The following is a 15,962-nucleotide window of genomic DNA, read 5'->3' as shown; positions in this document are numbered from 1 at the left end:
GCCGCCGAGTCGATGCCTCAAGAACATCAGTCCGTCATCGCCACCAGGATGCGGCGGGTGCCCTCGAACGGACGCCGGCCGTGCCCGACCAGAACGTTGTCGATCACCAGCACGTCACCCTCCCGCCAGTTCACGTCGACCGCGTTCGCCAGCCCGGCGTCGCGGATCCGCTCGACGAAGCGATCCGGGATCGGCGTCCCGTCGGCGAACGTCACGTACTGCGGGAAGTCGTCGGGCTCCAGGATGTCGTACAGCTCGGTGGAGGTCTCGTCGCCGAGCCCGGCCGGATGCCACTGATCGGCCTGGTTGAACCACACCTCGGCGCCGGTCACCGGGTGGACGGTGGTCGCGGCCCGCACCTGGGTGATCCGGATGCCGTCCGGACCCCACTTCCACTCCGCCTCGGACTCCGCGAGGAACTTCTCGACGGCCGCGCGGTCGTCCGTCTCGAACGTGTCCTGCCAGCTCTTGCCGAGCCCGTAGCCGTCGTGCAGGTTCTGGATGTAACGGACGCCGCCGGCGAAGGCCTCACGCACCTCGGGGCCGACCGCCTCGAGCCACCGCTCGCCGTCGACCACCGGCGTCGCTCCCCCGGCCTCCGCCGCCTTCTCGCAGTAGAACGCGAGTCGTGCCGGCCAGCGCCGGGCGTAGTTCAGCTCGTTGTGCATCGAGATGGTGAACCGCTGCGGATACTCCGTCGACGTGTACAGGTTGCCCTTCACCCGGGTGCGGGGCGAGTTCCCGTGCACGTACGGCAGACGGTTCGGCAGCAGCCGTGACAGCACCGGTTCGACCGACTGCGGCGTCAGCCCGAAGCCTCGGAAGACGAGCGCCTTCCGCTCGGTGAGCAGGCCGGCCAGCCCGTCGGGGCCGAGCTCGTCGAGCCAGCCGGGCAGGTCCGCGGTGCCGGCGATCGACTCGGTGATCTCGTGGGGCGACCAGGTGGTGCCGGTGGGTACGGCCGTGTCCATGACGTCTCCAATCTGTGGTGGCTATCCGCCGGCGATGGCGTTGAGCTTGCCGAGCTTCTCGATGCCGTCCAGGACGGCCCGGTTGTCGACGCCGAAATCGACCAGGCAGCCGATCTCGTCGACGCCGAGGGCGCTGATCTGCGGCAGCAGCTCGGCCGCCCGTTCGAGGTTGCCGAACAGGCCTCCGGTCTCGAAGTAACGGTCGAAGGCACGAGCCGCGAGGTAGTCCATGTCGGCGGCGTTCAGCTCGGCGAGGTCGACGTCCTTGCCGAGGAAGGACTTGGCGGTCAGGTTCGCCGAGTTCTTGAGGTAGGCGGTGAACGGGTCACGGACCAGTTCCCGCACCTGCTCGAGGTCGTCGCCGAGCAGGGTGTGCAGCATCAGGACGACGTGACCGGACCAGCCCGGGTCGGTCTGCCGTGCGGCGCTCCGGTACTCGGCGATCTTGCCCGCCAGTTCCTCCAGGCTCTGGCCGAGCAGGTGGGTGAGCAGGCCGGCCCGCATCCGCCCGGCCGCCCGGAACGTCTCCACCGACCCGCCCGAGGTGACCCAGACCGGCAGCTCGGGCTGGACCGGCGGCGGGTAGGCACGGACCTCGACCGCGCGGCCGAGACCGTCCACCGCCGGCATCGTCTCACCGCGCCACAGGCGGCGTACCTGTTCGGCGGTGTCGCGCACCGCTGTCCGGCGCTCGGCGTAGTTCTCCGGGCGGAGCGCGAAGTCCACGGCGTTCCAGCCGGAGGCGAACGCTATTCCGACCCGGCCGTGGGACAGGTTGTCGACGACCGACCACTCCTCGGCGATGCGCAGGGGATGGTGCAACGGCGCCACCACGCTGCCGGCGCGGATGCCGATGCGCTGGGTCCGTACGGCCAGGGCCGCCCCCAGCACCGACGGGTTGGGGTAGGCGCCGCCGAACTGGTCGAAGTGCCGCTCGGGGGTCCACACCGCTTCGAGCCCCGCCCGGTCGGCCAGTTCCGCGCCGCGCAGCAGCAGCTCGTAGCGGCCGGCCTGACCGGGTGACGCGCTGTCGTGGGCGAAGTAGAACAAACTCAGCTTCATACCTTGTCCGGCTCCTTCTCTTCATCACGGATGTCGCCGGCGGGCGCCGGTGGCGCGTCGATCAGGCCGGCGTGCTGCATGGCGGGAATCGCGGTGGCCACCAGCGCGACGGTGGCGATGCCGGCGCCGGCCAGCAGGATGCTCGTCGCTCCGCCGGCCTGATCGAGCAGGAAGCCGCCGGCGAACGCGCCCAGGCTGGAGCCCCCGGCGGTGACCAGGCCGGCGATGGCCCCCACCCGTCCCTGCATGTCTGCCGAGGTCAGCATCATCTGGTAGACCCCGGCGGCCACGCCGAACACGGCCCCGACCGCGTTCATCGCCGCGAACAGGACGCCCAGGCCGATCGGATCGGTGACGAAGGCCATCACGGCGGCCAGCGCGGCCCAGGCGCCGAAGCCGCCGATCAACAGCATCGAGAACGGCACCCGGGCCATGAACCAGTTCGCCGTCAGCGCGCCCAGCACGCCGCCGATGCCGCTGATCCCCAGCACCAGGCCCACCGAGGAGGCGCTGTGGCCCTGTTCCTTGACCAGCACCACGATCAGGGCCAGGCTCACGATCTGGAGCAGCCCGCCGCTCAGCGAGACCAGCGGCAGCGCCGCTCGCAGGAACGCGTGGTTGCGCACCCACCGCAGCCCGTCGGCCAGCTCGCGGACGAGGTGGCGCTGGGGCCGAGCCGTCCCGGAACCGCAGTCGCTGCGGATGAACAGCACATTGAGCGCGGCGACGGCGGCGCCCGCGGCCGCCACGACGTACGGGCTCCAGCGTGCCCAGGCGAACAGCACCGTGCCGAGCGGCCCGCCGATCAACCCGGCGATCCGGCCCCGGGCCTCGTTCTGCGAGATCGCGCTGCCCAGCCTTTCCGGCAGCACGATGGACGGGATCGAGGCGCGCTCGGCCAGGGCCGAGAAGACGGCGAAGCTCACGTCCGCGAAGATCAGCACGATCAGCGCCGGCATGGTGAGCAGCCCGAGGCCCAGCAGGGCCACCACGGCGCCGAGGGCCACCACGCGGCCGATCGCGCTGACGGCCATCACCCGCTTGCGGTCCCACCGGTCGACGAGCACCCCGGCCGGCAGCTGGAACACCACGTACGGCAGGACCGCCGCGGTCGCCACGAAGCCGGCCGCCCGCGCCGACCCGCCGGACACGGCCAGGGCGAGCAGCGGATAGCTGACCGCGCTCATCCGGGATCCGAAGTACTGCAGCCAGTTGCCTGTCCACAGGAGAGTGAAGTCGCGGCTGCGCCGGCGGATCTCGTCGTCGCGGGTGCCGTCGAGCACCGTCATGCGCCGACCCTGCCCGCGCCCTCTATACGTTTCCTATGCCTCATCAGGCGTTCCTCCTTCGCAGAGCGGGGCGGGACGCCGTGGCGACCGGACCGGCCTCGGCCTGCGACCAGACGGCGAGCTCCGCCACGGTCGGCCGGCTGAAGATGGTGCGGATCGTCACCTCCACGCCGATGCGCTCGCGGACCCGGGCGGCCATCTTCGCGGCGAGCAGGGAGTGACCGCCGAGGGCGAAGAAGTCGTCCTCGGGACCGACCTCCGGCAGCCCGAGCACATCCGCGAAGATCGCGCAGAGCAGTTCCTCGCGCTCGTTCGCCGCGGCCCGGCCGGTACCCGTCCGCCTCTCCGGCGCCGGCAGGGCACGCCGGTCGACCTTGCCCGACGGGTTAAGCGGCACCTCGTCGATCACCACGATCGCCGCCGGCACCATGTAGTCCGGCACCGAGCGTCCCGCGAACTCCCGCAGCTCGGCGCCGTCGAGCACCGCCCCCGGGACGGGGACGACATAGCCGATCAGGCGCTCGTCCCGTACCGCCGCCACCGCCCTGGCCACCTCGGGGTGCCCCAGCAGCACCGACTCGACCTCGCCGAGCTCGATCCGGAACCCGCGCACCTTCACCTGGTCGTCGGCCCGGCCCACGAAGCTCAGCCGGCCGTCCGCACGCCACCTGACGACGTCTCCCGTGCGGTACATGCGTGAGCCGGGCAGCCCGAACGGATCGGCCACGAATCGGCCCGCGGAGAGCCCCGCCCGGCGCCGGTAGCCTGCCGCCACACCCGCGCCGGCGATGTACAGCTCGCCCGGCACCCCGGACGGAACCGGCTGCAGGCTCTCGTCGAGCACGTAGACGGAGGTGTTGCCGATCGGCCCGCCGATGTCCGGGGCCTCGCCGGCGCGCACAGCCGACATCGTCGACCACACCGTCGTCTCGGTCGGCCCGTACATGTTGCACACCGAACCGGCCGACGCGGCCAGCCGTCCGGCCAGATCGGCGGGCAGCGCCTCACCGCCGACCAGGACCCGAACACCGGCCACGACCTGGGGATCCACCTCCAGCAGGGCCCGCCACAGACCGGGCGTCGCCTGCATCAGCAGCGAACCCGGGGCGCCGGCCGAGGCCCGCACCAGCGCCGCCAGCGGCACCGGGTCGCCCGCCACGTCCTGGGTGGCCAGCACCACCGTCCCGCCGGTCACGAGCGGCAGGAACAGCTCCAGCACCGCGATGTCGAAGCTCACGGTGGTGACCGCGACCAGCCTGTCCCCGGGGGCGGCGCCACACCGGTCAGCCATCGAGTGCAGGAAGTTGGCGACCCCGTCGCGGGTCACGACCACACCCTTGGGACGGCCCGTCGAGCCCGACGTGTAGATCGTGTACGCCGGCGCCGAACCGGGCACGGCGATCGCCGGGTCCTCCAGCGGCCTCCGCGGCCGCGGGACGGCGTCGTCCACGAACAGGCGCGGAACGTCCGGGGTGGCCGCCGGATCGGTCGCCCGGCTCGTCACCACCACGGTCGGCTCCGCGTCGGCCAGCACGAAATTCACCCGCTCGGCCGGATGTCCCGGGTCGACCGGAACATAGGCCGCACCGGCCCGGTTCACCGCCAGCAGCGCCACCACCAGCTCCACCGACCGGGGCAGGACCACTCCCACCGACGAGCCCGGGCCCACCCCGGCGTCGCGAAGCCGCCGGCAGAACCGGTTCACCGCCGCGTCCAGGTCCGCGTAGGACAGCGACCGGTCGCCGCACTCGATCGCCGGGGCCGCCGGCGTGCGGCCCGCGATGTCGGCGAACCAGTCGGCGAACGATCCCGGCGGCACCACCGACGGCACGCCGACGCCCGCCGCCAGGAGCCGCGCCGACTCCTCGGCGGAGCCCAGGCGCAGACCGCCCACCCGGGCCTCCGGCGCCGCCACCACCTGCTCGAGCAACCCCACGAACCACGTCGCGAACCGCTCGACGGTGGTCGCGTCGAACACGTCCAGCGCGAACTCCAGGGTGCCGCCCAGCCCGGCGGGCTCGCCGTCCGCGCCCCGCCGCTCCGAGAGGTTGAAGTTCAGGTCGACCTTCGCCCCGCCGGCCGGGGCCGGAACAGATTGGGCGGTCAGGCCCGCCAGCGAGATCTTGTCGCCGTCCCCCTCCGGAGTGTTGTTCCACATCAGCATGGTCTGGAAGAGCGGGTGCCGCGCCGTGGAACGGGCCGGGTTGACCGCCTCCACCACCCGCTCGAACGGCACGTCCTGGTGCGCGAACGCCGCCAGATCGGCCTGGCGGACCCGCGACAGCAGCTCGGCGAACGACGGGTCGCCGGACAGGTCCGTCCGCAGCACCAGCGTGTTGACGAAGAACCCGACCAGGTCCTCCAGGGCGTCGTCGGAACGGCCCGCCACCGGGGACCCGATCGGGATGTCGACGCCGCCGCCGAGCCGCGACAGCAGCGCCGCCACCGCCGCCTGCACGACCATGAAGACGCTGACCCTGTGCCGGGCCGCCAGCTCGGCCAGACCGGCGTGCACCGCGGCCGGCACGGTCAGCGGCACCCGCCCGCCGCGGTACGACGCCACCGCGGGCCGAGCGCGGTCCAGCGGCAACGGAACCTCGTCCGGAAGGCCGGTCAGCACTCCCCGCCAGAAGCTCAGCTGGCGGGACAGCTCCGAGTCCTCGTCACCCTCGGCGCCCAGCAGGCCGCGCTGCCACAAGGTGTAGTCCGCGTATTGCACCGGCAGCACCGGCCACTGGGGGGCGGCGCCGTCGCACCGGGCGGCGAAGGCCACCGCGACGTCGCGCACGAGCACCGGCACCGACCAGCCGTCGCCGGCGCTGTGGTGCAGGACGACGACGAGGATGTGCCGGTCGGGACCGAGCCGGAGCAGGACCGCGCGGACCGGGATCTCCCGGGCCAGGTCGAAGCCGTGGGCGGTCGCCTCGGCGATCCGGGCCTCCACCTCGTCGTCGCGGCACGGCACCACCGGCAAAGCCGGCTCCACCGCGTCGAGAACGACCTGGTGCGGGCCGTCACCGTCGGCGGCGAACACGGTACGCAGGCTCTCGTGCCGCGCCACCACGTCGCCGAGGGCCAGCCGCAGCGCCCCCACGTCCAGCGCGCCCGTCAGCCGCAGCGCGCTCGCCAGGTTGTAGGTCGGGCTGGGACCTTCCAGCTGGTGGAGGAACCAGAGCCGCTGCTGGGCGAACGAGAGCGGCAGCCGTTCCGGCCGCGGCATCGGACGCACCCTCTCGCGGGACGCTCCGGCATCCCCCAGGCTCTGCGCCAGGCCGGCGACCGTGGGGGTCTCGAACACCTGACGCACCGCGACCTCGACGCCGAACATCGAGCGGATCCGGCCGACCAGCCGGGTGGCGAGCAGCGAGTGCCCGCCCAGCGCGAAGAAGTCGTCGTCGATACCGGCAGCGGGCCGGTGCAGGATGTCGGCGAACAGGTCGCACAGGATCTCCTCCTGCGGCGACCGCGGCCCCCGGCCGGTGACCGGGGCGTGGTGAACGGGCGCCGGCAACGCGCGCCGGTCCAGTTTGCCGTTGTGGGTCAGCGGCAGCACGTCCATCGCGACGAAAGCGGACGGCAGCATGTAGTCGGGCAGCGAGGCGGCGAGGTGCCGGCGGAGCGAGGCCTCGTCGAGGTCGGAGCCGTCCCGCGGTACGACGTAGGCCACGATCCGCTTGTCGCCCGGCCGGTCCTCGCGGCCGATCACCGCCGCGCGCAGCACACCGGGGGCATCGGCCAGGGCGGTCTCGATCTCGCCGAGCTCGATGCGGTGACCGCGCAGCTTGACCTGATCGTCGGAGCGGCTGACGTACTCCAGCAGACCGTCCGGGGTGAGGCGGGCCAGGTCACCGGTGCGGTACATCCGGGCGCCTGGAACACCGTACGGGTCGGCCAGGAAGCGCTCGGCCGTCATCTCCGGTTGCCGCAGATAGCCGCGGGCCAGGTTCGCGCCGCCGATGTAGAGCTCGCCGACCACGCCGGGGGCCACCGGCGACAACCCGGCGTCCAGCACGTACACCTGGGTGTTGCCGATGGGCCGGCCGATCGGGGGCGTGGCCGGCCACTCGGCCACGTCGGCGGGCAGGGTGTAACCGGTGACCACGTGGGTCTCCGCCGGGCCGTAGTGGTTGTGCAGCCTGGCACGACCGGCCGCGTGGTGCGCCCGTACGGGTTCCCGCAGCGTGAGCGCCTCGCCGGCCTGCACGACGTGCCGCAGTTCCGGCAGGCCGTCGCCGATCTCGCCGGCCGCCTCCAGCACGCCGTCCACGACCAGGTTGGGCGCGTAGAGCTCACCGACCCGGCGCGCGCGGAGCCACCGCGCCAGCTCCCGCGGGTCGCGCCGGACGTCGGGCGGGCAGACCGCCAGCGTCTTGCCGTGCAGCAGGGCGGAAAGCATCTCCTGCACCGAGACGTCGAAGCTGATCGCGGTGAACTGCGCGACCACCGTGCCGTCGGGGCTCGGCACCTCCTCCCGGTGCCAGGCGAGCAGGTTGACCATCGCCCGGCCCGGCATCACGATGCCCTTCGGCCGGCCGGTCGACCCGGAGGTGTAGATGACGTAGGCCGGGTGGTCCAGGGACAACCCGGGCGGCGTGCGCTGCGGCGGCGCGTCCGGCAGCTCCCGGTCGAGCAGCACCACCGGGACGTCCCCGGTGGGGAGCCCGGCGGCAGTGCCGGACGTGGTGACGACGACCCGCGGCCGGGCCTCGGCCAGCACGACGGCCAGCCGGCCGGCCGGGTGCTGCGGGTCGAGCGGCAGGTACACCGCCCCGGTCTTGAGGATCGCGACCAGGGCCGCCACCAGGCCGGCGCCGGGCGTCAGGGCGACCCCGACGATCTGCTCCGGGCCCACGCCGTGCCGGGCCAGCTCGGCGGCGATCCGGTCGGCCGAGGCGTCGAGCTCCCGGTAGGTGACGTCGCGCTCCGGCGTGGACACCACCACGGCGTCCGGCGTCCGGAGCACCTGACGGGCGAACTGCTCCCCGAGTGAGGCCGCGGGCAGCGCCCGGGCGGTCTCGTTGACCGCCGCCACGAGCCGGCGCTCGGCGTCCTCGAGCACGTCGATGCGGTGCACCGGCCGCGCCGGATCGGCCACGACCGCCCGCACCACGCGCACCAGCCGCTCGGCCAGGCGGGTCACGGTGGACTCGTCGAACAGGTCGGTGCTGAACTCCAGCCGGGCCTTCACGCCGGTCGGCACGCCGTTCTCGCCGCGCACGTCGGTGAAGGCGAAGAGCAGGTCGAAGGTGGCGACCCCGGTGCCGACCTCGGTCACCCGCAGGTCCAGTCCCGGCAGGTTGGTGACGTCCTCCGGCCGGTGCCGCGTGTTGTTCCAGGTGACCATCGTCTGGAACAACGGGTGCCGGGCCAGGCCCCGGTCCGGGTTCAGCTCCTCCACCAGGCGTTCGAACGGCACGTCCTGGTGGGCGTAGGCGGCCAGCGAGGTCTCCCGGACCCGGGCCAGCACCTCGGTGAAGCCCGGATCGCCGGACAGGTCCGTACGGATGACCAGGGTGTTGACGAAGAAGCCGATGAGCTGTTCGAGGGCCTCGTTGGTGCGGCCCGCGGTCGGCGTGCCGATGGGGATGTCGTCGCCCGCGCCGACCCGCGAGAGCAGCACCGCGACCGCGGCCTGCATGACCATGAAGACGCTCGTCCGATGCTGCTGGGCAAGCTCCTCCAGCCCCGCGTGCAGCTCCGCCGGGATCTCGAAACGGACCTCGCCGCCGTGGTTGGCCGAGGTGGCGGGCCGGGTGCGGTCCACCGGCAGGGTCAGCTCCTCGGGCGCGCCGGCCAGGGCCGTACGCCAGTAGCCGAGTTGCCGCGACAGTTCGCTCGCGGGGTCGTCGGCCGAGCCCAGCAGCCGCTGCTGCCAGAGGGTGTAGTCGGCGTACTGGATGGGCAGCGGCTGCCAGCCGGGTTCCGCGCCGGCGGACCGGGCGCGGTAGGCCACAGCGAGATCGCGGACGAGCAGCGGCATCGACCAGCCGCCGTCGCCGGCGATGTGGTGCATGACCAGGAGCAGCACGTGCTCCCCGGCGGCGACGTCGAACAGGTGGGCACGCAACGGGATCTCACCGGACAGGTCGAACCCCTGCCGCGCCTGCGCCGTCAACCGCGCCGGCAGGTCGTCCTCGCTGACCTGCTCGACGGTGAGGGTCGGGCCGGCCACCGCCAGGATCTGCTGGTACGGCCCCTGCTCGTCCTCGCCGAACACCGTGCGCAGCGCCTCGTGCCGGGACACCACGTCGGCCAGGGCGGCGGCCAGCGCATCCCGGTCCAGGGATCCGGTGAGCCGCAGGGCCGCGGGCACGTTGTAGGTCGGGCTGTGCCGCCCCTCGAACTGGTTGAGGAACCACAGCCGCTGCTGCGCGAACGACGTCGGCAGCCGGGGCGGGCGTGGCCCGGCGACCAGCGGGGTGCTCTGCGCGGCGGCCTCGCCGAGGTGCGCCGCCAGCCCCGCCACGGTCGGCGACTCGAACAGCGTGCCGATCGGCAGCTCCACGTCGAGCACCGAGCGGATGCGGCTGACCAGGCGCATCGCGGCCAGCGAGTGCCCGCCCCGGACGAAGAAGTCGTCGTCGATGAACACCTGCGGGCGGTTCAGGATCTCGCCGAACAGCTCGCACAGAATCTCCTCGTACGGCGAGCGCGGCAGCCGCCCGGACGGCACGGACTGGTCGACCGGGTCGGGCAGCGCTTTCCGGTCCACCTTGCCGTTCGGCGTCAGCGGCAGCGCGTCGAGCACCATGAAGGTCGCCGGCACCATGTACTCGGGCACCGTCTCAGACAGATGCTTGCGCAGGTCGGCGAGCGCGGTCTCCGGCTCCACGACGACGTACGCGACCAGCCTGCGCTCCCCCGCCGGGTTGGGCCGGACGGCCACCGCGGCTGCGGTCACGTCCGGGTGGGCGGCGAGCACCGACTCGATCTCGCCGATCTCGATCCGGAAGCCGCGCACCTTCACCTGGCTGTCGGTGCGCGCCACGAAGGTGAGCCGGCCGTCGGCGGTCCAGCGCACCGCGTCGCCGGTGCGGTACATCAGGGTTCCCGGCGGTCCGTACGGGGCCGCGACGAACCGTTCCGCCGTCAACGCCGACCGGCCCTGATAGCCGCGCGCCAGCCCCGAGCCGGCGATGTAGAGCTCGCCCACGACACCGGGCGGCACGGGGCGCAGCGCGGCGTCGAGCACGTAGACCCGGGTGTTGTCGATCGGCTGCCCGATGCCGGGCGTCGGGCCGTCGACAGTGGCCGCGGTCGACCAGATCGTGGTCTCGGTGGGGCCGTAGACGTTCAGGACACTCGCGGCGTGCCGGGACAGGGTCACCGCCAGCGACGGCGGCAGGGGCTCCCCGCCGACCAGCACCCGCAGCCCGGCCGGCACGGACGCGTCCCGCCCGGCGACCGCCTGCCAGAGCGTGGGTGTCGCCTGCACGACGGTTGCCCCGCGGCCGGTGAGCGCGGCCCGGAGCGCGTCGGTGTCGAGGACGTCCTCGCGGGTCGCCACCAGCACCGTCCCGCCGGTCGCGAGCGGCAGATAAAGCTCCAGGCCGGCGATGTCGAACCCGACGGTGGTGACCGCCAGCAGCCGGTCGTCCTCGCCCATCCGGGTGCGAGCCGCCATGGCCGCGAGGAAGTTGTCCAGCGCCGTCCGGCTCACCACGACGCCCTTGGGCACGCCGGTCGATCCGGACGTGAAGATGACGTACGCGGCACACCCGCCCGGCGTACGCACGTCGAGGTCGTCACGGGCGTGGCCGGTGGTGTCCTCCCGGTCCAGGAGGATCACCGGCACGTCGGTGCCGGGCAACCCGGGCCGCAGCCCGGTGGTGGTCACGATCGTCACCGGCGCCGCCGCGGCCAGCATCAGGCGCACCCGCTCGGGCGGGTAGCCCAGGTCGATCGGCAGGTAGGCGGCCCCCGCCTTCTGCACCGCGAGCAGGGTGACAACCAGGTCGGCCGTGCGCGGCAGGGCCACCGCCACGAACCTGTCCGGCCCGGCCCCGCGCTCTCGCAGCAACCGCGCGAAGGCGTTCGCCCGCCCGTTGAGCTCGGCGTAGCTGAGGGTTCCGTCCGCGGCCTCGACCGCCGGCGCGCCGGGGCGCCGGGCGGCCTGCTGCTCGATCCGGTCCAGCAGCCAGCGGGCGGCGAGCGGCGTCTCCGTGGCGTTCCAGCCCTCCAGCACCGTTGTGCGTTCCTCGTCGAGCAGCACGTCGACGTGGCCGACCCGCAGCTCGGGATCGGCGGCCAGCCGGGCCAGGACGTGACCGAACCGGGCCACCAGCCGCTCGGCCGAGCCGCGGTCGAACAGGTCGGTGGCGAACTCCAGGATGCCGGTCATGCCGTCGGGCGTGCCGTCCGCCGCGAACTGCTCGCGGAGGTTGAAGGCCAGGTCGAACTTGGCCGCGCCGCTGCCCACGCCGCGGGTGGTGACGGTGAGGTCGGCGAGCTGGGCGATCGCCTCGGCATTGCCCTGCTGGCTGTTGTTGTTGAACGCCAGCATCGTCTGGAACAGCGGCGAACGCGACCGCGAGCGCACCGGGTTGAGGAGTTCGACCAGCCGCTCGAACGGCAGGTCCTGATGGGCGTACGCGGCCAGGTCGGCTTCGCGTACCCGGGTCAGCAGTTCGGCGAACGTCGGATCGCCCGACAGGTCGGTGCGCAGCACGAGGGTGTTGACGAAGTCGCCGACCAGGTCGTCCAGCGCCTCGTCGAGCCGCCCGGCGACCGGTGTGCCGAGCGGGATGTCGGCGCCCGCGCCGAGCCGGGACAGCAGCACCGCGAGCGCGGCCTGCACGACCATGAACGTGGTCACGTTGCGGGTCCGGGCCAGCTCGGCCACCCGCCGGTGCACATCGGCCGGCAGCCGCAGGGGCACGTCGCCACCGCGGTACGACGCGACGGCCGGGCGCGGCCGGTCGAACGGCAGATCCAGCTCCTCGGGCAGGCCGGCCAGGGCCTTCGTCCAGTAGCCGAGCTGCTGGGCGGCCACGCTGGACTCGTCGTCCTCGGCGCCGAGCAGCTCGCGTTGCCAGAGCGTGTAGTCGGCGTACTGGACGGGCAGGGCGGCCCAGCCGGGTTCGTGCCCGGCCACCCGCGCGGTGTACGCCCGGGTCAGGTCGCGGGCCAGCAACGGCGTCGACCAGCCGTCGCCGGCGATGTGGTGCAGCAGGACCAGCAGTTCGTGCCGGTCGGGGGCGAGCTCGAACAGGGTCAGCCGCAGTGGACACTCGTGGGCCAGGTCGAAGGCGTACCGGGCGTGCTCGGCGAGGGCCTGGTCCAGCTCCTCCTCCGTGACCCGCAGCACCGGCAGGTCCGGCTCGCCGGCCGGTCGCACCACCTGGAACGCGCCGCTGTCGTCCTGCTCGATGACCGTACGCAGGCTTTCGTGCCGGCGCATCACGTCGCCGTACGCCGCCCGCAGCGCGTCGATCCGCAGGGGGCCGTCCAGGCGGATGATCGAGGCCAGGTTGTAGACCGGGCTCGGGCCCTCCAGCCGGTGCAGGAACCACAAGCGCTGCTGACCGTAGGAGAGCGGCACCCTGGTGGGGCGGGCGCCGGCTCGCAGCGCCGGGCGGGCCTGGCCGCCCTCGCCCATCGAGCGGGCCAGCGCGGCCGGGGTGGGGTTCTGGAAGACGTGGCGTACGCCGATCTCGGTGCCCAGCGCCGAGCGCAGCCGGCTCACCAGGCGGATGGCGAGCAGCGAGTGGCCGCCCAGCGCGAAGAAATCGTCGTCCGGGCCGACCGCGGCACGGCCGAGGACCCCGGCGAACAACTCGCCGATCAGTTCCTCGCGGGGGTCCCGTGGGCCGCGCCGCACCGGCGCCATCCGGACGATCTCCTCGGGGGCCGGCAGGGCCGCGCGGTCGACCTTCCCGTTCGGGGTCAGCGGGAGCTCGCCGAGGACCACGATCGCGGCCGGCACCATGTACTCCGGCAGGGCCGCGGCGAGGTGCGCGCGCACCGCGTCGGCGCCCACCGTGCCCGGGGTCAGGTAGGCGACCAGTTGCTGGTCCGCCCCCTCCCCGCGGACGACGACCACCGCCCGGGTCACCCCGGGAGAGGCCGCCGCGACCGCCTCGATCTCGCCCGGCTCGATCCGGAAGCCGCGCAGCTTCACCTGGTCGTCGGCGCGGCCGACGTACTCCAGCGCACCCTCGGGGAGCCACCGCACCAGGTCGCCGGTGCGGTACATCCGCTCGCCGGCGGGGCCGAACGGATCGGCGACGAACCGCTCGGCGGTCAGGTCGGGACGCTCGGCGTAACCACGGGCGAGCACCACGCCGGCGACGTACAGCTCGCCCGGCACGCCCGATGCGACCGGCCGGAGCGCGGCGTCGAGCACGTAGGTGCGGGCGCCGGCGAAGGGCCGGCCGATCGGCACAGGTCCGTCCGCCACCTCGGCGCCGGCGGGAATCCGGTGCTCCAGGCAGTTCACGGTCGCCTCGGTGGGCCCGTACGCGTTGATGACCTGCGCCTCGGGGTGCGCCTCGCGCCAGCCGCGCACCGCCTCGCCGCGCAGCGCCTCACCGCCCAGGATCAGCGTGCCGGACGGTGAGACCGTGTCCGGCAGGGTGTCCAGCAGCGCGAGGTGGCTGGGCGTGCCCTTGAGGAGGGTGGGCCGGGGCCCGCCGGTCGCGTCCGGGAGCTCGGCCACGTGCACGCAACCCCCGCTGACCAGCGGGATGAACAGCCCGGTGACGGTCAGGTCGAAGGCCACCGACGAGTGGACGAGGGCGGTTCCGGCCGCGTCCGGGTACGCCGTGCGGCCGCGGGTCAGGTAGGCGCCGAGCGACCGGTGCTCGACCACGACGCCCTTCGGCTTTCCGGTCGACCCGGAGGTGAAGATCAGATAAGCGGGGTCGTGGGGGCGGGGCGCGACGGTGAACGAGCCGGCCTCGGCGTCGGTGACCGCCAGCGTGTCGAGGCCCTCGGGAACCGTGCCGGGCTCGGCGACGGCGAGCCGCGGGGCCGCCCCCTGCAGGATCGCGGCGATGCGGCCGGCCGGGTACGCCGGGTCGACGGGAACGTAGGCGCCACCCGACTTGGCCACCGCCAGCAGCGCCACCACCAGCTCGACGCCGCGTGGCAGGAGCACAGCGACCGTACGGCCGGGCCCGATCCCCCGGCGGATCAGCTCACCGGCGAGGTGACTGGCCCGCGCGTCGAGCTCGCGGTACGTCAGCGAGCGGCCGCCGGCCAGCACCGCGGGGGCGTCCGGGGTCCGGCGCGCCTGGGCGGTGAACAGCTCCGGCAGGGTGCCGCCGCTCGTCCGCGGCACGGGGCCGATCGCGTACGACAGCGACTCCTCCCGCTCGGCGGCCGTGATCAGCTCGACCCGGCCGGTCGGTTGGCCGGGCCGGTTCACCACCTCGTCCAGCACCCGGCGGAACCGGTCGATGATGACGGCGACCGCCGCGTCGTCGAACAGCTCCCGCTGGTGGAACAGCTTGAACCGCAAGGTGTCCTGCGGCATGGCGACCAGGCTCAGCGGGAAGTGGTTGGCGGAATGGCTCTCCGCCCCGGTCACCCGCAGCGCGTCGGCGTCCGCGGCCAGGCCGGTCGAGTCGTCGAACGGGAAGTTCTCGAAGACGACGGAGGTGTCGAACAGCGGCCCGAGGCCGGCGCGGTGCTGGATCTCCGACAACCCGACGTGCTGGTGCTCGGTCAGCCGGACCTGCTGCCGGTGCACCTCGGTGAGCAGGTCGCCGACGGTCTGTCCGGGCCGGATCCGGACCCGCAGCGGCAGCGTGTTGATGAACAGGCCGACCATCGACTCGACGCCGGGCAGCTCGGCCGGACGGCCGTTGACCGTCACGCCGAACACCAGGTCGTCGCGGCCGGTCATCCCGCTCAGGACCAGCGCCCAGGCGGTCTGGACGACCGTGTTGACGGTGACCCCGGCCGCGCGGGCCCGGGCGGTCAGCGCCGCGGTCGCGGCCGGGGAGAGGCCGAACTGGGCCCGGCCCGGATCCCGGGGGGTGAAGGCCCGGCCGGCCGCCGCCCGGGTGGGTGCGGCCAGACCGGACAGCATGTCGTCCCACGCGGCCTGGACGGCGCCGGTGTCCTGCCGCCCGAGCCATTCCAGGTAGCTCCGGTAGGGCACAACCGGGGGCAGCCCGCGCGGGTCCCCGCCGGACAGGTAGAGGGCATAGAACTCCTGGAGCAGGGTCGGCAGCGACCAGCCGTCCAGCAGGGTGTGGTGGACGGTCAGGACCAGGCGGTGACTCAGGTCGCCGAGCCGGATCAGCAGGAACCGGATCAGCGGCGGGCGCCCGGTGTCGAAGCGGCGCTCCCGGTCGGCCACCGCTGCCGCGCGCGCCTCGGCGTCGGCCTGTTCCGCGGCGAGGTGACTCAGGTCCAGTTCCGTCCACGGCCGCCGCACCCGGGTGGCGACCAGCTGCACCCATTCGCCGTTGGCCCGCTGGCGGAACGCCACCCGCAGGTTGGCGTGGCGCTGCAGCAGGGCGTCGGCGGCTCGGGCGGCCCGGTCCGCGTCGAGCGGGCCGGTCAGGTGGAAGGTCGACTGGACCGTGTAGATGTCCGGCGCCGACTCGTCGAAGACACTGTGGAACAGCAGACCCCCCTGCAGCGGGGAGAGCGGCAGGATGTCGTCGACCGTACGGGTCTGTCGGGTCAC

4 protein-coding genes are annotated in these 15,962 nt (G+C 73.6%); all 4 read right to left on the bottom strand.

Annotated features, from left to right (window positions below; all coding sequences use genetic code 11):
• Window positions 1–26 precede the first annotated feature (26 nt).
• The 4 genes from C8E87_RS28750 to C8E87_RS28735 are packed head-to-tail and all read right to left on the bottom strand — an operon-like array spanning window position 27 to window position 15,962.
• The gene (locus C8E87_RS28750) at window positions 27–971 is read right to left on the bottom strand and encodes a TauD/TfdA family dioxygenase (RefSeq protein WP_133875966.1); all 945 of its coding nucleotides are present in this window, start codon (window positions 969–971) and stop codon (window positions 27–29) included.
• A gap of 21 nt (window positions 972–992) precedes the next feature.
• Entirely contained in the window at window positions 993–2,033 is a 1,041-nt protein-coding gene (locus C8E87_RS28745) for a MupA/Atu3671 family FMN-dependent luciferase-like monooxygenase (RefSeq protein ID WP_133875965.1), read from the bottom strand.
• Window positions 2,030–3,322: an MFS transporter gene (locus C8E87_RS28740; protein WP_133875964.1), complete on the bottom strand. Its 1,293-nt coding sequence runs from the start codon at window positions 3,320–3,322 to the stop codon at window positions 2,030–2,032. Before C8E87_RS28740 ends, C8E87_RS28745 begins: the two co-directional genes overlap by 4 nt.
• A 43-nt stretch (window positions 3,323–3,365) precedes the next feature.
• Window positions 3,366–15,962 (bottom strand): non-ribosomal peptide synthetase, encoded by a 12,597-nt coding sequence (locus C8E87_RS28735; RefSeq protein ID WP_133875963.1) that lies wholly within the window; start codon window positions 15,960–15,962, stop codon window positions 3,366–3,368.

It is taken from the genome of Paractinoplanes brasiliensis (assembly GCF_004362215.1).
Classification (GTDB): Bacteria; Actinomycetota; Actinomycetes; order Mycobacteriales; family Micromonosporaceae; genus Actinoplanes; species Actinoplanes brasiliensis.
This window is presented reverse-complemented; position numbering and strand designations above follow the sequence as displayed.

What these genes read in the sequence shown, in the direction of transcription:
- C8E87_RS28750 (WP_133875966.1), bottom strand. Translation starts at nt 971, where the DNA reads ATGGACACGGCCGTACCCACCGGCACCACCTGGTCGCCCCACGAGATC.
- C8E87_RS28740 (WP_133875964.1), bottom strand. Translation starts at nt 3,322, where the DNA reads ATGACGGTGCTCGACGGCACCCGCGACGACGAGATCCGCCGGCGCAGC.
- C8E87_RS28745 (WP_133875965.1), bottom strand. Translation starts at nt 2,033, where the DNA reads ATGAAGCTGAGTTTGTTCTACTTCGCCCACGACAGCGCGTCACCCGGT.